We start from the raw sequence: 18,263 nt of genomic DNA, 5'->3' as shown, positions 1-18,263 counted from the left end.
TTTTAGTCTGCGTTCCTTAGTGGGCAAGCCGCTTCCGCACTTCGTTTAGTCCGTTCCCCTGCTCACGTCTTTTTCTGGGTGCATGAAGGGGGAGCTTTGGGGTTTTTGTTTTTTTTCGAGTAGTTCTCTGTTTTCGTCTGTATTCCAGCCGATGTCGTTTGTCGGGTGGATCCATTGTTCCCCTGACATGACAGCAGGGTCGGTTTCATCGGTCCATTGTTCCAGCGGGGAGTTTTCTGAAGCGTAGAAGCTGTCGCCGATTGTAACCCCAAAAGAGTTTTTGAATGGCTCTTCCAGCTTCAGATGCGTCCCTTTTAAGCTGGGAGCGGATATTTGGTGGGGCAGTGTGCCATCAATGCCAATCTGCTTCCCTTTTTTCATCTGTTATGTGCACATCCTTTCTTTAATGCGAAGAGGTTAGGCTACAGAGCTGGACAAGTATTATTTTTTCAAGCTGGCTTCTATTTTATAAAGAAGCAGGACCTGCAAATAAAGGAAAGAGCAAGAAAGAATTCTTTCGGGGTGGAACGAAGAAAATATAGGAGAAACAATGACTTAGGAGGAATCAATATGGCGAAGCGAAAAGCTGAACATGATGCGGTAGAAAAATATTCTAAAACGCCGAAGAAAAATGTTGCAGAATCAGAATTCTCCGCAGAGTTTACACATGGGGAAGAGACTGCTAAAGGAGCCAACCGGAATTCCAAGCAGGGAAGAAAGGGGAGGGGCTGATGAAAAGGAAACCTGAGGGTGACTTGAAGCAGGAGACCTCCAATGTTGAGTTCGGCCTGGAATTTGGGGACATGAACGCAAGCAAATTCTACGAACATCCAGATGCCTTCAGGGAGAAGAACCAGAAGGAAAGAAACAGTAAATAAGAGATGACCGTGCGGCCGATTTGGACCGGTTTTGAGGATTTGGTAGAAAAATTCAGGAAATGATTAAAATATCCGGGAAATAACTAAAAAAACTTTATCTTTAAACAAATAAAGGCTTCAATTGGTAAATAATAGATCCGCGCCAGTTACAAAACCTAAATTCAGCCGGCTATGAGCACAGCACACGGCTTGAAACGGTCATTCTGAACAAAAAAGCCTGAAACTGCAGCAGTTTCAGGCTTTTTTTCAGAAATTAAGCTGGTTTAAGTGTATTTTTGGTGCAAGAAAAAATTTGTGTCTGTTCATTTGAAGCATCGAAAAAGGCGATGATACTGGAAGCTTCCCGTATAATTTCTCCCGTTTCCAGATACGCGCTGATATTAAATTCAACCTGGTCAAGAAGAGTATGTTTGTGAAGGTCCTTCTCGCTCAGGCGCAGATTTTCAAATTGGCTGCCCAATGAAGCTGGGTTCCTTGCAATTTCCTGATAGATAGCGGATCGATCGCTCTTTTCATAGCCGGCTTCCCACCATGGTTTTCTAGGCTTATACTTCTGGTTTGCAAGATAGTCCAATTTCATAAGGCCTTCAATGACCCTTAGATCTTCCAGCTGCTTATATTCGAGGAATTGCTGCAGCCTGCGGAATAGATCTTCGAGCTGATGACCGATCCTGGACCAGCCCATCTCTTCCCAATAACCTCCAAACTCCTGGAAAAAGTCAAAAGGGGTCGGGAACGAACGGGTAGTCAAATACTCAATAGTATGGTCCATGCGATGGTCATTCCAGTATTTTTCCAAAACATCTTCAACCTGTTTGATCCTGATAATATCTTCAAATGGCAGTACATTATTGCCGAGGATTTCATATGGCGAATGATCCATATAAGTGTATCCGTGCTTTTCTGCACTCAGCCTCAGGCCTGTTCCGCGCAGCATTTTTAGGAAACCAAGCTGAAGCTCTTCTGGCCTCATGGCGAACACATCGTTAAAGGTCTTCTTAAACGATTCATAATCTTCCTCAGGCAGACCCGCAATCAAATCAAGATGCTGATCGATTTTTCCGCCGTCTTTGACCATTGTAACCGTCCTTGTCAATTTGGCAAAGTTCTGTTTTCTCATGACCAATTCATTTGTTGCATCATTTGTCGACTGGACGCCGATCTCAAAACGGAATAGTCCAGGAGGGGCTTCCTTGTTGAGAAAATCAATGACTTCCGGCCTCATGATATCAGCAGTGATCTCAAATTGAAAGACAGTCCCCGGCCGATGCTCATCAATCAGAAAACGGAACATCTCCAGCGCATAGCTTCTGCTGATATTGAAGGTACGGTCCACAAACTTAATCGTTTTAGCTCCATTATCCATTAAATATCTGATATCTTCTTTAATTTTCTCTCTGTCAAAATAACGGACGCCAACTTCAATGGAGGAAAGGCAGAACTGGCAGGAGAAAGGGCAGCCTCTGCTCGTTTCTATATAAGTGACGCGTTTGGAAAGATGCGCTTTGTCTTCTTCAAATCGGAAAGGGGATGGAAGTTCGCGCAAATTCAGCTTATTTCGCTGCGGGTTGAACTTCACCTGGCCATTTTCCCTGTAGGCAATACCATGGACATTTTCCATTTTTTTATCACCATCAAGCTCTGCAAGAAGCTGCTTAAACGTTTCTTCTCCTTCACCGATGACGATATAGTCAAATGCTTCTACCTTTCCCATCCATTCCGGCACATCGTAGGAAACCTCAGGGCCTCCGGCAATAATCTGGATGGCAGGATCGATTTTTTTGATGATATTAATGACCTTGATTGTTTCTTCAATATTCCATATATAACAGCTGAATCCGATAATATCCGGTTTTTTTCTAATCAGATCGGTCACGATATTCATGACAGGATCCTTAATGGTGTACTCTGCCAGCTGAATGTCATACTCAGGCTCGGCGTAAGATTTTAAATACCTGATGGCAATATTGGTATGGATATATTTAGCGTTCAATGTGGTGCAAACGATATTCATAATAGTAGAACTCCTTTAAGAGTAGTGCAGTTCAGAACAACTTATTATTATACGTTATTGTTGACAAAAAAAGTAGCTGTAAATCATCTGACCCGCTTAGGCAATCTTCTTTTTTCCAGCCCGGGGATTCCCGATCCCCGGGCTGCCCAAAGTAAAAAGCCCGCCGTCCGGCGGGCTTTCAATCAGCTTAACAGTTTTCTCCTATAAAACTCCAGCCATGTTTTTCCCCGCAGCTGAAGCTGCTTCAGCCTGGAGGTGTTAAGCTCTATAAGCGGCTGGGCAAAAGAAGTTGCAATCCTGCTTGAAAGGATAAGCGTAAGGATCAGGGATATCCCTGCTAAAAGCAGGAAATTCTCGGGCTCATGGAAGTAATCCTGAACCACGCTCTCCCGGAAAATTCTCACAAAGAACCCATGCAGAAGATAGACATATAAAGTGTTCTTGCCGAGATTCGTAAAGAAATATTTTTTTCTTGGTACGAAAGCCAGGAACGAAAACACCATGATGAGGCTGAGAATGTAAAAGGACAGCCTGGTCAGCAATGCTTTAAAAGAAGCTGCGCCCATTTCAGCGTATGGCTTTGATCCAAGCAGCCATTTATAATTGATATCCGGATAAAAATAGAAGCCGATGAACACGATCGCAAAGATGCCTAATGCAGCAAACCTGAATTTTGGCCTGAATAGCATATATAGCTGTTCTTTCCGTAAAAAGTATCCGATCAGGAAAAGCGGGAAGAACACAAACGTCCTGGATAAGCTTAAATAATTGGATACCGTGTCAGCATAGCCGATCAGCAGCCCAATCAATATAGCAGCTCCGATGGAATAAGCAGGCTTGAATTTTGCGAACAAAAGCAGCATGATATTCCAGCAGAACAAGCTCAGCAGAAACCATAGTGACCAGTGCGGCGTAAAAGGATCGAGAGAGATTGTTGATTTGTTATAAAGATAATAATAGAACACAGAATAAATTGCCTGGAAAATTAAATAAGGCAGAATCAGCTTTTTGGCAATTTTCTTCACATATCCCTGTTTCCATATCCCTCTTGCAAAAAATCCTGAAACCAGAATGAAAGCCGGCATATGGAAGGTATAGATGACCTTGTACAGGGTGTAGATTGTTTCATTATCTTCAATAAAGGAACGTAGCAAATGCCCAAAGACAACAAAAAAGATCAAAATGAACTTGGCGTTGTCAAAGTAATAGTCTCGCTGTTTCATAACTCCTCCTTGATTAAAGACCCCCATAAAACTTTTATCTATAATACCCAGCCTAACATGCAGCTAAACAGTTGTGCCGTGTTAATTAGAGGATGGCATACCAGTAAATTCTAAAACAGAATCTGCCGGTTTTTTCTGAAACTTTGGAAAGTATTTCTTCAAAATCAAAAATCTATATATTATAATGAATGTTAATAGTCTAAAAGTTACATAGTTTTATTTCTGCTTATTAGGACAATAGTTTGGTTCAGCGAAGAAGAAATAGGGGGAATAGATGTGAAAGGGGAAAAAAAGGCAAGGGTTAAAAAGGCTAAAGCCAAAAAGCCGAAGATAAAAAAGGAAAGAGGCAGGAAATGGCCCGCCTTGGCTGCAAAGCTGATGAATACTAAGTTCTGGAGAAAGCTTAAGCTGGGACAGAAATATGGAGCGGCTCTATTCATTACTATTGGTCTTTTTGCCGTTTCAACCATCATTACGTTTGTATTGCTGACGATGGTTAATGTAAAGATGAATACAGTTGAAGAAACAGGGGATAAGACGATCCAGACAACAGAAATCGCAGCCCTGTTCAATAATAAAGGAAGCACTATCGGAAATTTCATCATTGATTCTAATCCTAAACACCTCAATAGTTTCAAAGATCTTGAAGAAAGCATGGACAAGCTCAAAAAACAGGTGCAGCCTTCACTCAGGAATGAGGAGACAAAAAGCCTCTATAAGCGGATTGATCAAAATGACAAGCAGATAACAAAGATTTTCAATGATGTCATCATCCCTGAAGTAAAGCTTCAGAATGTCAGGGGCTACCGCCTGGGCAAATTACAGGTGGATAATATTATCACAGAAACAGTCGGCCAGTTGGACGAGCTGCGAAGCATTCTCAAGGAAGACCAAAAAAGTGCTGTTGCATCAGCCAAAGCCGGAACCATTCTGACGATGATTGTATTGGCTGTCTCCGTCGTTGTTTCTTCTGTTCTGGGAGTGGCGAGCATCCTCCTTATCGGGCGACTGATCTCCGGCAAGCTGAGCCAGATTGTCACCTTATCGAATGAGGTTGCAGCAGGAAATCTTAATGTAGAATCGGTGGAAATGGAAGGGGAGGATGAACTCGCAGAGCTGAGCCGTGCCTCTAACTCCATGAAAGAAAAGCTTCAGGCAATGATACAGGAGATTTCAGCCGTGTCCACTTATGTGACTGACAGAAGCGGGGAGTTGAATATCTCGGCGAATGAAGTCAGATCGGCAAGCCAGCAGGCAGCATCCACCATGCAGGAGCTTTCAGGTGGAGCAGAAGAGCAGGCCAATTCTGCAACAAGCCTTGCTGAAATGATGGAAGATTATCTGGGTAAAGTTGAGTATGCCAATAAGAGCGGCGCTGCCATCAGGAAAGATTCAGGCGAAGTTCTGAATATGACGAAAAATGGCGATGAGCTTATGAAAGAATCACAGCAGCAGATGCTGCGCATCAACGAGATCATGAAATCTTCTGTACAAAAGGTGCAGGGACTGGATGAGCAGACTAAGCAAATCTCTAAGCTTGTGCAGGTTATCCATGATATAGCAAACCAAACCAATCTGCTTGCCCTTAATGCTGCCATTGAAGCTGCAAGGGCTGGTGAGCATGGTCGAGGCTTTGCCGTGGTGGCGGATGAGGTAAGGAAACTGGCTGAACAGGTATCTTTCTCTGTGTCAGACATTACCAGGATTGTTAAAGGGATTCAGGCAGAATCCAATGACGTCGTCCTTTCCCTTAAGCATGGATATGAGCAGGTAGAAGAGGGGACCGGCCAGATTGAGCATACAGGCCAGACATTCCAAAATATCTATCAGTCTGTCAACAGGATGTCTGAAAACATCAATGAAATTTCCAGGAGCCTCGAACAAATTTCAAGCAGTTCTGCGGTAATGAATGACTCAATTGAAAATATTGCATCCGTTTCCGAGGAATCTGCAGCAGGGATTGAACAGACGAGTGCCTCCATCAGCCAGACAAATCATTCGATGGAGGAAATTTCTGATAATGCCCAGTCATTGTCCGAGCTCGCAGATCAGCTGAACGAGATGATTTCTAAATTCAGGCTATAAATGAACAAAACAGGCTGCAGGCAAAACTCATTTTTGCCGCAGCCTGTTTTTCATAGAGTCTAAGCTGTTTCGTCTCAACAGAAAAGGGAAAAAATTGCTGGTAATTGTCTAAAAATTGTTTTTTTTTAACCCCAACAGTAATAAAATGTAAGTGTTGTAGTATACAAGCCATAAAAGCCGATAGAATTTTCCAGCACAGTTGGAAAGGTATAAGATAGATGTCAGGCAAGTCTATGTCTTCGAGGAGGAAAATAGGTGGGGGCTTTATCTGATATAGCAAGAAAACAAATGGAGGAAAGGATAGCCGTGCTTGAACTGGAAAATGAAAGGCTGAAACAGGCGGCAGAGCAAATGGGAAAGTCTGTAGTAGCCAATCATGTTTTTGATTCCGCAGCAGATGGAATGATCATCTATACTGAACAGCGGGAGATTATTGCGGTTAATCCTGCCATGTCTCGGTTTTTAGGTACTGAGAAGGGACAGTTCGAGGGACTTAGGCTGGATGACCTGGTTCCCGTCGATTATCATTTTAAGCTGGAAAAGCAGAAAAAGCTGCTGCAGTCCCAGGAAAAAGTCAAAGGTGTTCTGCCGATGGCCAATAACGGCAGCCTTGCCTACTTTGAATTTACAACGAGCCGCCTTCCTGATAGCCGCCTCCTTTTGTCCATATTCAGGGATGTTACAGAGAAGAGACGGCTGGAGCAGAAAATCCGCAAACATGAAGACTTGTATAAAGACCTGTTTGTGGAAGCGCTCGATGGGATCGTTTACTGGAAGGATAAAGGGACAATCATCAATGCAAACCAGGCAGCATGCAGAATATTTGAAAGCACCCATGATGAACTTCTTGCCGGGAAGGTGGATGATTTTGTTCTTCACAAGGATGAAAGCTATTTCCAAATTCTCGAGGAGCTGTACAAAGAGGGACAGGTAAGGAATGAGCTGTTTTTTCTCATGCCAAATGGGCAAAAGAAGCTGCTGGAATTCACCGTTAAGCTGAACGCCGTTGAAGGCTATCATATGACGATTTTCAGGAATGTCAGTGAGCGGCATAAAATGGAAGAAGAACTGCGGGAAAGCGAAAGGAAATTCCGCAGCATTTTTGAAGGTGCCCTGGAGGGGCTGATACTGTGGGATGAAAACTTTACCATTGTCGATATCAATGCTTCAGGAGAAAGAATGCTGCAGATGAGTCAGCATGAAATTGTGGGACAGTCCCTGCTTGCGCTGCTGAATGATTGTAATATAACAGAAGAGGAGCTGCGCATGCATCTGGAGGAACTGTCAGGCAGCGGCCAATCCAACGGGACGATTTCTTATATTTTGAAATCCGGCAGAAAAATGCATTTTGAGTTCTCTTTGAAGCAAAATGTCTTCTCAGGGCTCAGCCTGACGACTTTTAAGGATATTACAGAGAAGCTGGAGATGGAGGACCAGCTGAAGAAGTCTGATACACTGAATGTGATTGGGCAATTAGCAGCGGGAATCGCCCATGAGATCAGAAATCCAATGACAGCTTTGAAAGGGTTCATTCAGCTTCTGGAAGACAGTGCAGGGAGCGGAAATTCCATGTACTTCAATATTATTACCTCTGAACTGCAGAGAATCGACTCCATTATAAATGAATTCCTGATTCTGGCGAAGCCACAGGCCATTCAGTATGTCGAGAAAGATATTATCCAGCTGATGAAAGAGACAGTTGAGTTCCTGACTGCCCAGGCAGTTCTCCATAATGTCCAGTTCAGGACAGATTATGCCAAGAACCTTCCCCTGGTCTTCTGTGAGCCGAACCAATTGAAGAAAGTGTTCATAAATATTATTAAGAATGCGATTGAAGTGATGCCAAAGGGCGGAATCATTACCATTTGCATTCAAAAAAACAGGACAGGCAGCATCCGGATTTCCATAAGGGATGAGGGATCCGGCATTCCGCCGGAAAAATTGCGAAAGCTGGGAGAGCCGTTTTATACAACGAAAGAACGGGGGACCGGGCTGGGCTTAATGGTCACATATAAAATAATTGAAGAGCATGAAGGTAATATTGAAGTGGAAAGCAAAATGGGGGAAGGAACCGTTTTTCATATCGATCTCCCCATAAAGCGGGGCGGGTACCAGGATCCAGGCGGCATTTTTACTTTATAGCAAAAAAGAAATACCGATTGTTCAAATTTGTATCATTCAGCAGAATGATGCATTTTTTTTGCAAAAGAATTGACTGTTGTAATCTAATTTGATATAAATCTAATTAGACATACATCAAATTTGGAGGCTGATCTCATGCAGTTAGACAGACTGGTGGCATTTCATAAAACGATGGGCGACCCTGCCAGAATACGGATTATAGCACTATTATCGAATGGGCCTCTGCATGGCCAGGCAATTGCAGGCAAATTGGGCCTTACTCCCCCGACGATCACCCATCATTTAAACAAGCTAAAAGCTATTAATAGCATCTATCAGCGCCGTGATAAGAACACCATCTATTATTACGTGAATGAATCGGTTATCAAACAGCAGGCAGAGGTTCTCATTAACCTGTTTGATAAAAAGGAAGGAGAGATGGAAGAAATGCTGGAAATGCATAATGAGAAACAAAAGGTTATCGAAAATTTCATCACAAAAGAAGGGAAGCTCAAGAATATACCGGCACAGCGCAAGAAAAAGCTGTTTATCTTTGAGCATATTGCTTCAGGTCTGAAAATGGGAAAGAAATATCCTGAAAAAGAGCTTAATGAGTATATAAAGAAATTCCATGAAGACTATGCGACGATCAGGAGAGAATTTATCGTCAATCATTTCATGTACAGGGAAAACAGCGTTTATGAGTTGAACCCCCGTGAAATGTGGGCTAAGCCGGAGTAGCTTGATATGGCCTATATGTATGAGCATATACCTGGAACTGATTTTGTCCCAGTCTTTGCTTCGGCTGTTCTTGATGGCCTTATACCAGGTGAGGTACAGGAGAGGCAAGGAAGTCTGCTGATATCCCTCACTAGCGGCATCCACTATGCCGCGGGACGAGCGGGAGAAGGGTCATTTGACCTGCTGGCAGGAAAATTGGATGAAGCAGAGAAAAATGGGAGGCGGTTCACACTTTTTTCCGGCTCTGCCGAACTGGATCAATTCATATCCGGCCAGTTTGGAGAGAGGCTCAATAAGCATCACCGCCATTCCTTTCAAAATTTTTCGCCGGTTCCTAAACTGTCTACCAAAAGCAGCGAAGTCTCCTTTTTTCCGCTGGATAGGGAGTCAGCAGGTGAATATCCTGAGTTCCGAATGGATTATTTCAGCACATACTGGGGATCCATTGAGCATTTTCTGAGATCCGGATTCGGCATCAGGGTGCTGATGGGAGAGCAGGCAGCCGGTGAATGTGTTTCTATATTCAGGAGCAATGAATTTGCCGAAATGGATATCCATATAGCAGAAAGTGCCAGGGGAAAGGGGCTGGGAGCCATGCTTGCTGCGAGATTCATTAAAACTGCCCTGGGAAAAAATCTGCAGCCGCGCTGGGATTGCAGCGCGGCCAATCTGGCAAGTAAGAAGCTTGCAGAAAAACTGGGTTTTTCTGAACCTGCGGAATACCTTGTTTTCACCCTGCCGAAACAAGGCTGACAATCCTGCATAAATCCTTTGCATCTGCGATTTCCCTGCGCTGAAGGATCAGGTTTCTCCCTGCAGCCAGTGCAGCTCTCTTGGCAGCCAGGCGCGCCTTTTTGTCTTCTATCCCGTCAAGGTCAGCAACATGGGCCAGTCCGATTGTCCTTCTTATCAGCTCACAGCCTGCAAAGCCAACCGCATCTTCCCAATATTTCTGAAGCACAGCGGATAGAAAACCTTCTGTTCCAGCAAAAGGATCTTTATTATCCTTCTGCCATAAAAGAGAGAAATCATCTGAGAAAGTTCCCCAGAATGTTTCAATATGATGATCTATAAGTCTCGTTTTCTCAGGATTGGCGATAGACTGGAATAACAGATTGGCAATCACCTGTCCGATATCAAAACCTGCAGGGCCGTAGAAAGCAAATTCCGGGTCGATGACTTTTGTCTCCGCATCGGAAGCAAAGATGCTTCCTGTATGCAAATCACCGTGAAGCAGCGCCTCCGCTTCATTTAAGAAAATTTTCCTGAGGCGCGCTGCCTCGAGTTTCAATGCTGAATCAGCCCATAAGGCTTCTGCATCGCCTTTCAGCTCTTCTTCAAAATCATTGGTCGGGCTATTGAAATAAGGATCTGCAAATATCAGGTCTTCCGTAATTTTGCACAGCTCCGGGTTGTAAAAATCTTTGGCAAGCTTTTTCTTATCAGCCTGAAGAAGGCCGTAGTCCGAGGTATAGAACAAAGTTCTTGCCAGGTAGTTTCCAAGATGGCCGGAAAGCAGCGGATATTCTTTTCCAGAGATCAGCCCTGTACGGCTGATCTCCAGGTGTGAAAGATCTTCCATCACAGTCACCGCGAGCTCTTCATCATTGTAGAAAACTTCCGGCACAAAATCCGGAGCAAGCTTTTTAAAAAGTTTAAGCGCTTCTGCTTCAATAGCAGCCCTTTTCAAGGTCAGCGGCCAGCTTTCGCCTACTACCTTGGCAAAAGGGAGAGCCTGCTTGATAATCAGGCTTTTTCCTGTCCCGTTTTCCTTGATCCTAAAGACAAGGTTAAGATTTCCGTCGCCTATTTCTTCCGTGGCTAAAGATGCATTTCCGGGAAACTGGCCAAGGCTTACAGCGAGTTCCGCGGCTGTTTTTTCTGTCAGCGGAGCATATTTATTTTTTACGAGTGTCATCATTTTTCCCTCCTGAATTTGGAGGCTTTATTTATCCATCAGGACATAAAAAGGCCTCTTTCTCATGCTGAAAGAGGCTTGAAGTATTGAGCTTCGCACCTCTTATCTGCCAGAAAGCCAAGCTTTCTGCTGGAATTAGCACCGTGCCTTATGGAGGAATTCTCCGGCGCAAGGATTGCGCCCCATCTCACGATGGAATTACGGTCGGTTGCTGGGCATCATCGGGCCAAGTCCCTCTGCCTGCTCTTGATAAGAGAATATAAGTTTGTATAAACGGCTGCCGCCAGCCATTTGAAAAAATAGTAACAGCGGCATATGTTTTCTGTCAATAAAAATTTAAAAAATTCTAATAGAATTCCGGTTTGCGGTCAGTAAAAACCGGGATGCGTGCCCTCACTTCCTCTACAAGCCTGAGGTCGAGATCTGCTGAAAGGATTTCTTCGTGCTCTGAAGCCTCTGCAACGACTTCGCCCCATGGATTGATGATGATGGAGTGGCCGGCAAATTGATTGGCCGGATCAGATCCGGCCCTGTTGCAGGCAACCACATAGCATTGATTTTCAATGGCTCTTGCAATCAGCAGCGCGCGCCAATGGGCGAGGCGGGGCAGGGGCCATTCAGCCACGACGAAAATGGCTTCTGCTCCTTCAAGTGCATGCTTGCGGATCCATTCAGGAAAACGGATATCGTAGCAGATAAAGCCGGCCATGGGATGGCCATTCAGATTGAAAGAAGCATCCCCGCTCCCGGGTGACAGGTGGAGATGTTCATCCATCAGTTGAAAAAGGTGCAGCTTGCTGTATTGGTGCAGCAGTTCACCTGTGCTGCTGACTGCAAGCAGGGTGTTGAAAACACCATCCTCTGTTTTATTTGCGATGCTTCCTCCAATGAAGGCAGCATGATGCTTATGGGCCATAGTCTGCAAAAACCGGATGCTTGATTCTGCGTGCCTGTCCCCGATTTCTTCCAGTCGGGTTAAATCATAGCCCGTTGTCCACAGCTCAGGCAGCACGATGATATCGGGATTGTCTTTGCTTGCGCGCTCGATCAGCGTTTCAGCTTTTTCGTAATTTTTCTCAGGGCTGCCAAAGGAGATGTCCATTTGGATGCAGGATATTTTCATAGGGTAAACCTCCGTATGCAAAGGATAAAATAATAAAATTTTAGAATATTTCTTTACTTCCTGCCTTTTACGTTATATCTTTGTCATTGGTTTTTCAAATAAAAATTTAATCCACATGTAAAGCAGGTGACTATGTGATGAAAATATTTCCTCAATCTGAACTGTTGCAAAGTCTGCCAAAGCAGTTCTTTGCAACATTGGTGCAAAAAGCAGCCAGGTATGCCGGGCAGGGGCATGATGTCATCAATCTTGGCCAGGGAAACCCTGACAGGCCCACACCGCCGCATATCGTCAGGAAACTTCAGGAAGCAGCCGAAAATCCCCTTAATCATAAATATTCCCCTTTTCGCGGTCAGCACAGCCTGAAAGCTGCAGCAGCTGAATTTTACAAAAGGGAATACGGTGTGGACCTTGATCCGGAAAAGGAAATAGCTATTTTATTCGGCGGGAAGGCTGGCCTGGTTGAAATTCCTCAATGTCTTCTCAATCCAGGGGAAACGATCCTTGTTCCTGACCCGGGGTATCCTGATTATTGGTCAGGAGTGGCCCTTGCGAAAGCTTCTATGGCTGTCATGCCCCTGAAAGAAGACAATCATTTTCTGCCGGATTATGGTGAGCTTTCTGAGCAGGACATCGAATCAGCCAGGATGATGTTCCTCAATTATCCGAATAATCCGACCGGAGCCACGGCTACGAAGGAATTTTTCGAAGAAACGGTCCGCTTTGCAGCGGAAAATGAAATTTGCGTTGTTCATGATTTCGCCTACGGTGCAATTGGCTTTGACAGCAAAAAGCCAGTCAGCTTCCTGCAGACGGAAGGGGCAAAGGAAACAGGCATTGAAATTTATACACTCTCTAAAACTTACAATATGGCAGGCTGGAGAGTGGGGTTTGCGGCTGGGAATGAAAGTGTGATTGAAGCCATCAATCTTATGCAGGATCATCTGTATGTCAGCCTTTTTGGTGCTGTGCAGGAAGCGGCAGCAGAGGCTTTGTCCGGGCCGCAGGCATGTGTGGATGAACTGGTGCAGGTCTATGCTTCCAGGCGGAAAGCTTTTATTGAAGGCCTTAGGGAGATAGGCTGGGATGTTAAAGCACCGCAAGGATCATTTTTTGCCTGGCTGAAAGTTCCGGAAGGCTGGACGTCTGAGCAATTTGCCGATGTTCTGCTCGAAAAAGCGCAAGTAGTTGTGGCTCCCGGCATCGGATTTGGCGAATATGGAGAAGGATATGTCCGCGCAGGTCTGCTTGCAGATGAAGAGAGGCTTAAAGAGGCAGCAGCAAGGATCGGAAAGTTGAATATTTTTTGAAAAATCAATTGACATGTTTTAATAATCATGTCATAATCCAAATGAATTATTGATTATCTGAAAACTTTAAATTCCACATAGATTTCGTTTTCTTATCAAGAGCAGGCGGAGGGACTAGCCCTATGAAGCCCGGCAACCGACTTTGTAAAAAGCACGGTGCTAATTCTTGCAGCGTTTGAGCTGATAGATGAGAAGATGTTGGACACAGCTCTGACCTCTTCTTTCTGAAGGGGTCTTTTTTATTGATTCTATTTTATTATCGTAACTATTCGCAGGTGAGAGAACCGCGATCAGCATGACCATACATAAATGCAGGGGGAACAGGATTATGAGTGAAATTATCGCGTCATATTTACTGAATGGTTCCAGCGGTGATCTGGAGAAAAAGGCAGAGGAAATTGCCTTGGGATTGACGGTAGGATCGTGGACAGATCTGCCGGATCTAGAAAAGGACCAGCTTAAGAAGCATAAAGGGAGAGTCGTTTCTGTTGAAAATGGGGAGCAGGATGGAAATGATGGGGCTGCGCTGATTAAAATTGCCTACCCGGCCGCAAACTTCAGCGCCGACCTGCCTGCTGTTCTGACAACTGTATTTGGAAAGCTTTCGCTCGATGGAAAAATTAAGCTTCTCGACCTGGATGCAGCAGAGAGCTTCAAGCGGAATTTCCCGGGCCCGCTTTTTGGCATTGAAGGAATCCGCAATAAGCTTGGTGTTCACGGACGGCCGCTGTTAATGAGCATCTTCAAAGGCGTGATTGGGAGAGATCTCAATTATCTTATGAAGCAGCTGAAGGAACAGGCACGCGGGGGAATTGATATCGTTAAGGACGATGAAATTTTCTTTGATAATGAGCTTGCCCCTTTCTCAGAGAGGATTACAGAAGGCAAAAGGGTTCTTAGGGAAGCTTTTGAAGAAACAGGGCACAAAACACTTTACGCAGTGAATCTTACGGGCCGTACGTTTGAGCTGAAGGAAAAAGCAAAAAAAGCGGCTGAGCTTGGCGCTGATTTGCTGCTGTTCAATGCCTTTGCCTATGGACTGGATGTTCTTCAGGCATTAAGGGAGGATGGAGATATCGCCCTTCCAATCATGGCTCACCCGGCAGTGAGCGGTGCAATGACTTCTTCTCCTGTTTACGGCTTGAGCCACAGCTTACTGCTTGGAAAGCTGGCCAGGATGGCAGGTGCAGACTTATCCCTGTTTCCGTCGCCATATGGCTCGGTGGCATTGGAGCGGAACCAGGCATTATCCATCAGTTCCGCGCTGACAGAGGATGATATTTATAAAAAAAGCTTTCCTGTTCCTTCAGCCGGGATTCACCCTGGCCTGGTCCCTTTGCTTGTCAGGGACTTCGGGATGGACAGCGTCATAAATGCCGGAGGCGGCGTCCATGGCCACCCTGATGGTGCTAGAGGCGGGGGAGCAGCGTTCCGGCAGGCAATCAGCCTTGTGCTGGAAGGAAAAACCTTGCACCAGCCTCAGCAGGAGTTTCCAGAGCTGGCAAAAGCAATAGCGCTCTGGGGAAGCAAAGAGGTGGCGCAGCATGGATAGGATTGCAGTGTTCTGCGACTTTGACGGGACGATAACAGAATCAGATAATATCATCAGCATCATGAAGCACTTCGCCCCGCCTGAGTGGGAATCGCTGAAGGACAAGGTCCTTGCTGAAGAAATTTCCATTCAGGATGGCGTCGGTCAGATGTTTGCGCTTTTACCGAGCAGCCTGAAGGAGGAAATCACTTCCTATGTCCTCAGTCAGGCAAAGATCAGAAACGGATTTGAAGAGTTCATTGCGTATCTGAAAACAGAAAAAATCCCTTTATACATCGTCAGCGGGGGCATCGACTTTTTCATTCACCCGCTGCTTGAACAGTTCGGCCCTTTTGAAGCCATCTACTGCAATCATTCTGATTTCAGCGGGGAGATAATTAAAATCAACTGGCCGCATGAATGTGATGAAGAATGTGACAACGGATGCGGCTGCTGCAAGCCTTCGATCATGAGATCGCGGGACGAAGAAGGGTTATATAAAATTGTCATCGGCGACAGCATTACAGATCTGCAGGCCGCGAAGCAGGCAGATTTTGTACTGGCAAGAGATCTGCTGCTGCAGAAGAGCAGAGAGTTTGGCCTGGATCACAGGCCGTTTACCGACTTTTTTGATTGCATTACAGAATTAAAGAGATTGATAGGGGTGAAACTATGAGCCTCATCCAGGAAAAATGGGACCAGCTGGCAGATATAAAGGAAGAACTTGCAGGCCGTGACTGGTTTATGGGAACAAGCGGGAACCTTGCGATTAAGGTTGCTGCCGAACCGCTGCAATTCCTCGTTACGGCAAGCGGGAAAGATAAGCGGAAGCGGACAGAAGAGGATTTCCTGCTGGTCGGCCATGATGGGAAGCCGGCAGATGAAACCGGCCTGAAGCCCTCTGCAGAAACGCTTCTCCATGTAGAAATTTATAAAAGGACCAAAGCGGGATGCAGCCTGCACGTCCATACGGTTGACAATAATGTGATTTCTGAATTGTACGGGGATGCAGGATCTGTTGCTTTTAAAGGCCAGGAGCTTATCAAAGCTTTTGATAGGTGGGATGAGGATGCAGTCCTGACGATCCCGATCATTCCTAATCACGCCCATATACCGAAGCTTGCTGAGTCTTTTTCAGAGCATATACTGGCCGACTCGGGTGCTGTCCTGATCCGCAACCATGGCATTACAGTATGGGGCCGAACACCTTTTGAAGCGAAAAAGCTTTTGGAGGCTTCAGAGTTTTTATTCCGTTATCAGCTGAAGCTGCTGCAGCTGAAGCAGATTCAAACCGCTATATAAAAGTTGAAGGGAGACTATAAAGATGGCTTATATCGTATTGCAGGAAACAAGAGAAGAAATCAGGAACCAGGAAGAGGTGGCCTCTTTCCTTGACAGCCAGGAAGTCATTTATGAAAACTGGGATATTCAAAAGCTGCCTGTGGATCTGAGAGAAAAGTATAATCTTTCAGATGAAGAGAAGGAAAGGATCCTTGAGAGTTTTGCCGCTGAAATCAAGGATATCTCTGAACGAAGGGGCTACCAGGCGCAGGACGTTATTTCGCTGTCTGAAAGCACGCCGAATCTTGACCAGCTGCTGAAGAATTTCCAGCAGGAGCACCATCACACAGACGATGAGGTCCGTTTTATTGTCAGCGGGCACGGCGTTTTCATTATACAGGGGAAAGACGGCGGCTTTTTTGAAGTATTCCTGGATCCGGGCGACCTGATTTCTGTGCCGGAAAACATCAGGCATTATTTCACCCTCCAGGAAGATCGCAAGGTTGTCGCCGTACGCATCTTTGTTACCTCTGAAGGCTGGGTTCCAATCTATGAAAAAGAAGGCGCAGAAGCTTAATTAAAGAGAATAGAGGCAGCTGTTCTGCCTGTTAAAAAGGGATCGGGAAAAATACCGGTCCCTTTTTGTCTTTTTGGGAAGATGATATCTATGTGATTAAGAATATTTGCTCCAAAAGTTTGAAACCCTGTTGATTGCAGCGGCAGAGCTGAGACCCCGCAGGAGGCACGACGAGGAGGCTTAGCGCCGCCCCGCGGAAAGCGAAGTGCCTGGAACGGAAATCAACCGCCCCATTCAGGAATAAAAACTATGTACAAAAACTAAATGCTAATCGTAATTATGGTCTCTTGAGTTCCCTCAATAAAAAGTCATATAGGGTTTTTCCTTGCGGTAATAATCAAGACGATCCTGCAGGGTTCCGGTGTGATATTCGAATTTATGCCCATCCGGATCCTCAAAATAGATCGACCGGCCGTCTTTTTCATGCCTGCTTCTGCCTGAAAGAATGACAGCCCCGGCTTTTATAAGCCTTTTTTCCAGCCCTGCCAATTCTCCTTCTTCTGCATGAAATGCAATGTGAGTATAAGAATCCTTTATTTCTCCTCTTGGTATATCTTTTTCTTCATTTAAAGCTATCCACAGCCCATCTAAATCAAAGTAGGCAGTTGTCCTGCCGGAAATCAGCAATTTTGCGTTGAATGCTTCCTGATAGAAAGAAATGGATCTCTCAAGATTTGAAACAGAAAAACAAAAATGGTTAATTAGCTGCATTCCTTTTCCCGCTTTCTTTACTTTACCGTCAGAATAAAATCTGCAAAATAAAAAGAAATTTGTCGAAACAATATATTTCGGATTGTGAAACAACATTTTTTCTTGAAGAATTTGTCTAATATTGCGAATCTATTTACTTTTATAGAAATTCTTGTAATAATGCTTCAAGTGGCCTATTATTCCTTGGCATTCCGCAGATGATGTCAAATAGAGAAGGGAAGCTGGGGAAATCGCCTCTGTTTTTATTATTATATAAAGAGAGACATAATTAAAGAGGGAAGATAGAATGATTGGATTATAAAAAAAGGAATGGGACACGGATTAGGAGGAAAAGAAAGTTGTGCCAGTCAAATGAATATTTAATGAAAGAAATCCAGGTGAAAAGGGAAGCGATGATTAAGATTGCAGAGAGAGAAGGAATTTCAAGTGCGGCGACGATCCGCTGCAGCCAGGAGCTTGACAAGCTGATTCTGGAGTTTCAGCAAAGCATGAAGAAAGAGAGCAGAAATCATGAAACTGTTAAGGGACCCTATAAAGAGATGATCCTTTGGCCGAGGGAGCTTGCTAAAGTCTAAGCGGCAGATTTGACAGTTGTCAGCTCTAAAAAGGATTATCCGGGTTCTGCCCAAACATTATTGCGTATCTTATTACTTCAGCCAAAATACTCGCAAATTACACTTCACAGCTATTCTCCTCATAGAAGAAAACAGCACAGCATAAACATTTGGAAAAGCATAGGCTCTGCGGCGG

Annotated in this window: 18 protein-coding genes and 2 riboswitches; of the genes, 12 read left to right on the top strand and 6 right to left on the bottom strand. The window is 44.8% G+C overall.

Going from position 1 to position 18,263, the window contains the following annotated elements:
- Window positions 1-45: 45 nt before the first annotated feature.
- On the bottom strand, window positions 46-381 hold the full coding sequence (locus tag ABU165_RS10170; RefSeq protein WP_009794246.1) for a DUF3905 domain-containing protein: 336 nt from the start codon (window positions 379-381) through the stop codon (window positions 46-48).
- A 189-nt stretch (window positions 382-570) separates the two neighbouring features.
- On the opposite strand from ABU165_RS10170, the gene ABU165_RS10165 reads away from it, so the two are divergent.
- Complete coding sequence (locus ABU165_RS10165; protein ID WP_022543641.1) at window positions 571-732, top strand: hypothetical protein; 162 nt, start codon at window positions 571-573, stop codon at window positions 730-732.
- Window positions 732-878, top strand: a complete 147-nt coding sequence (locus ABU165_RS10160) for a hypothetical protein (RefSeq protein ID WP_009794248.1) — start codon at window positions 732-734, stop codon at window positions 876-878. The genes ABU165_RS10165 and ABU165_RS10160 overlap by 1 nt, the downstream gene beginning before the upstream one ends.
- Before the next feature lie 253 nt (window positions 879-1,131).
- On the opposite strand, the gene ABU165_RS10155 is transcribed toward ABU165_RS10160, so the two are convergent.
- Both ABU165_RS10155 and ABU165_RS10150 read right to left on the bottom strand, forming a co-directional pair.
- On the bottom strand, window positions 1,132-2,892 hold the full coding sequence (locus tag ABU165_RS10155) for a B12-binding domain-containing radical SAM protein (RefSeq protein ID WP_101550768.1): 1,761 nt from the start codon (window positions 2,890-2,892) through the stop codon (window positions 1,132-1,134).
- 182 nt (window positions 2,893-3,074) lie between these two features.
- Complete coding sequence (locus tag ABU165_RS10150) at window positions 3,075-4,115, bottom strand: acyltransferase family protein (protein ID WP_022543642.1); 1,041 nt, start codon at window positions 4,113-4,115, stop codon at window positions 3,075-3,077.
- A gap of 276 nt (window positions 4,116-4,391) precedes the next feature.
- Here ABU165_RS10150 and ABU165_RS10145 point away from each other — a divergent pair, with 276 nt between their 5' ends.
- The 4 genes from ABU165_RS10145 to ABU165_RS10130 all read left to right on the top strand — a co-directional run bounded on the left by ABU165_RS10145 (window position 4,392) and on the right by ABU165_RS10130 (window position 9,815).
- Window positions 4,392-6,200 carry a methyl-accepting chemotaxis protein gene (locus tag ABU165_RS10145; protein WP_094768837.1) on the top strand — a complete coding sequence of 603 codons (1,809 nt, stop codon included), beginning with the start codon at window positions 4,392-4,394 and terminating at the stop codon, window positions 6,198-6,200.
- 255 nt (window positions 6,201-6,455) lie between these two features.
- Entirely contained in the window at window positions 6,456-8,342 is a 1,887-nt protein-coding gene (locus ABU165_RS10140; RefSeq protein ID WP_224950112.1) for a PAS domain-containing sensor histidine kinase, read from the top strand.
- A 135-nt stretch (window positions 8,343-8,477) separates the two neighbouring features.
- On the top strand, window positions 8,478-9,062 hold the full coding sequence (locus ABU165_RS10135; RefSeq protein WP_094768838.1) for a DUF2087 domain-containing protein: 585 nt from the start codon (window positions 8,478-8,480) through the stop codon (window positions 9,060-9,062).
- 6 nt (window positions 9,063-9,068) lie between these two features.
- Window positions 9,069-9,815 carry a GNAT family N-acetyltransferase gene (locus ABU165_RS10130; protein WP_009794255.1) on the top strand — a complete coding sequence of 249 codons (747 nt, stop codon included), beginning with the start codon at window positions 9,069-9,071 and terminating at the stop codon, window positions 9,813-9,815.
- Here ABU165_RS10130 and mtnK read toward each other — a convergent pair.
- The gene (gene mtnK, locus ABU165_RS10125; RefSeq protein WP_101550767.1) at window positions 9,793-10,983 is read right to left on the bottom strand and encodes an S-methyl-5-thioribose kinase; all 1,191 of its coding nucleotides are present in this window, start codon (window positions 10,981-10,983) and stop codon (window positions 9,793-9,795) included. The genes ABU165_RS10130 and mtnK overlap by 23 nt on opposite strands.
- A gap of 96 nt (window positions 10,984-11,079) precedes the next feature.
- Window positions 11,080-11,236: riboswitch (SAM riboswitch) on the bottom strand.
- Window positions 11,237-11,326: 90 nt separating this feature from the next.
- Window positions 11,327-12,103: a carbon-nitrogen family hydrolase gene (locus tag ABU165_RS10120; RefSeq protein WP_248137325.1), complete on the bottom strand. Its 777-nt coding sequence runs from the start codon at window positions 12,101-12,103 to the stop codon at window positions 11,327-11,329.
- Window positions 12,104-12,240: 137 nt separating this feature from the next.
- Here ABU165_RS10120 and ABU165_RS10115 point away from each other — a divergent pair, with 137 nt between their 5' ends.
- From ABU165_RS10115 to ABU165_RS10095, 5 genes are all read left to right on the top strand, one after another.
- Entirely contained in the window at window positions 12,241-13,413 is a 1,173-nt protein-coding gene (locus tag ABU165_RS10115) for a pyridoxal phosphate-dependent aminotransferase (protein ID WP_318060162.1), read from the top strand.
- An 89-nt stretch (window positions 13,414-13,502) separates the two neighbouring features.
- Window positions 13,503-13,607: riboswitch (SAM riboswitch) on the top strand.
- 134 nt (window positions 13,608-13,741) lie between these two features.
- On the top strand, window positions 13,742-14,965 hold the full coding sequence (mtnW, locus tag ABU165_RS10110) for a 2,3-diketo-5-methylthiopentyl-1-phosphate enolase (protein ID WP_318060161.1): 1,224 nt from the start codon (window positions 13,742-13,744) through the stop codon (window positions 14,963-14,965).
- Window positions 14,958-15,620: a 2-hydroxy-3-keto-5-methylthiopentenyl-1-phosphate phosphatase gene (locus ABU165_RS10105; RefSeq protein WP_248137322.1), complete on the top strand. Its 663-nt coding sequence runs from the start codon at window positions 14,958-14,960 to the stop codon at window positions 15,618-15,620. Before mtnW ends, ABU165_RS10105 begins: the two co-directional genes overlap by 8 nt.
- Window positions 15,617-16,246, top strand: coding sequence for a methylthioribulose 1-phosphate dehydratase (locus ABU165_RS10100; RefSeq protein ID WP_009794262.1), 630 nt, complete (start codon window positions 15,617-15,619; stop codon window positions 16,244-16,246). The genes ABU165_RS10105 and ABU165_RS10100 overlap by 4 nt, the downstream gene beginning before the upstream one ends.
- Before the next feature lie 22 nt (window positions 16,247-16,268).
- On the top strand, window positions 16,269-16,802 hold the full coding sequence (locus tag ABU165_RS10095) for a cupin domain-containing protein (protein WP_009794263.1): 534 nt from the start codon (window positions 16,269-16,271) through the stop codon (window positions 16,800-16,802).
- Between the two features lie 297 nt (window positions 16,803-17,099).
- On the opposite strand, the gene fosB is transcribed toward ABU165_RS10095, so the two are convergent.
- On the bottom strand, window positions 17,100-17,513 hold the full coding sequence (gene fosB, locus ABU165_RS10090) for a metallothiol transferase FosB (RefSeq protein ID WP_022543648.1): 414 nt from the start codon (window positions 17,511-17,513) through the stop codon (window positions 17,100-17,102).
- A gap of 338 nt (window positions 17,514-17,851) precedes the next feature.
- Here fosB and ABU165_RS10085 point away from each other — a divergent pair, with 338 nt between their 5' ends.
- On the top strand, window positions 17,852-18,088 hold the full coding sequence (locus ABU165_RS10085; RefSeq protein ID WP_022543649.1) for an aspartyl-phosphate phosphatase Spo0E family protein: 237 nt from the start codon (window positions 17,852-17,854) through the stop codon (window positions 18,086-18,088).
- The last annotated feature ends 175 nt before the right edge of the window (window positions 18,089-18,263 follow it).

The organism is Cytobacillus sp. T106, assembly GCF_040492155.1.
In the GTDB taxonomy this organism is placed as follows: domain Bacteria; phylum Bacillota; class Bacilli; order Bacillales; family Cytobacillaceae; genus Bacillus_AB; species Bacillus_AB infantis.
The sequence above is the reverse complement of the archived record's forward strand: the minus strand, read 5'-3'. Positions and strand labels throughout refer to the sequence as shown.

Coding starts and splice junctions, on each gene's coding strand:
- ABU165_RS10170 (WP_009794246.1), bottom strand. CDS start 381: ATGAAAAAAGGGAAGCAGATTGGCATTGATGGCACACTGCCCCACCAA.
- ABU165_RS10165 (WP_022543641.1), top strand. CDS start 571: ATGGCGAAGCGAAAAGCTGAACATGATGCGGTAGAAAAATATTCTAAA.
- ABU165_RS10160 (WP_009794248.1), top strand. CDS start 732: ATGAAAAGGAAACCTGAGGGTGACTTGAAGCAGGAGACCTCCAATGTT.
- ABU165_RS10155 (WP_101550768.1), bottom strand. CDS start 2,892: ATGAATATCGTTTGCACCACATTGAACGCTAAATATATCCATACCAAT.
- ABU165_RS10150 (WP_022543642.1), bottom strand. CDS start 4,115: ATGAAACAGCGAGACTATTACTTTGACAACGCCAAGTTCATTTTGATC.
- ABU165_RS10135 (WP_094768838.1), top strand. CDS start 8,478: ATGCAGTTAGACAGACTGGTGGCATTTCATAAAACGATGGGCGACCCT.
- ABU165_RS10130 (WP_009794255.1), top strand. CDS start 9,069: ATGGCCTATATGTATGAGCATATACCTGGAACTGATTTTGTCCCAGTC.
- mtnK (WP_101550767.1), bottom strand. CDS start 10,983: ATGATGACACTCGTAAAAAATAAATATGCTCCGCTGACAGAAAAAACA.
- ABU165_RS10120 (WP_248137325.1), bottom strand. CDS start 12,103: ATGAAAATATCCTGCATCCAAATGGACATCTCCTTTGGCAGCCCTGAG.
- ABU165_RS10115 (WP_318060162.1), top strand. CDS start 12,241: ATGAAAATATTTCCTCAATCTGAACTGTTGCAAAGTCTGCCAAAGCAG.
- mtnW (WP_318060161.1), top strand. CDS start 13,742: ATGAGTGAAATTATCGCGTCATATTTACTGAATGGTTCCAGCGGTGAT.
- ABU165_RS10105 (WP_248137322.1), top strand. CDS start 14,958: ATGGATAGGATTGCAGTGTTCTGCGACTTTGACGGGACGATAACAGAA.
- ABU165_RS10100 (WP_009794262.1), top strand. CDS start 15,617: ATGAGCCTCATCCAGGAAAAATGGGACCAGCTGGCAGATATAAAGGAA.
- ABU165_RS10095 (WP_009794263.1), top strand. CDS start 16,269: ATGGCTTATATCGTATTGCAGGAAACAAGAGAAGAAATCAGGAACCAG.
- fosB (WP_022543648.1), bottom strand. CDS start 17,513: ATGCAGCTAATTAACCATTTTTGTTTTTCTGTTTCAAATCTTGAGAGA.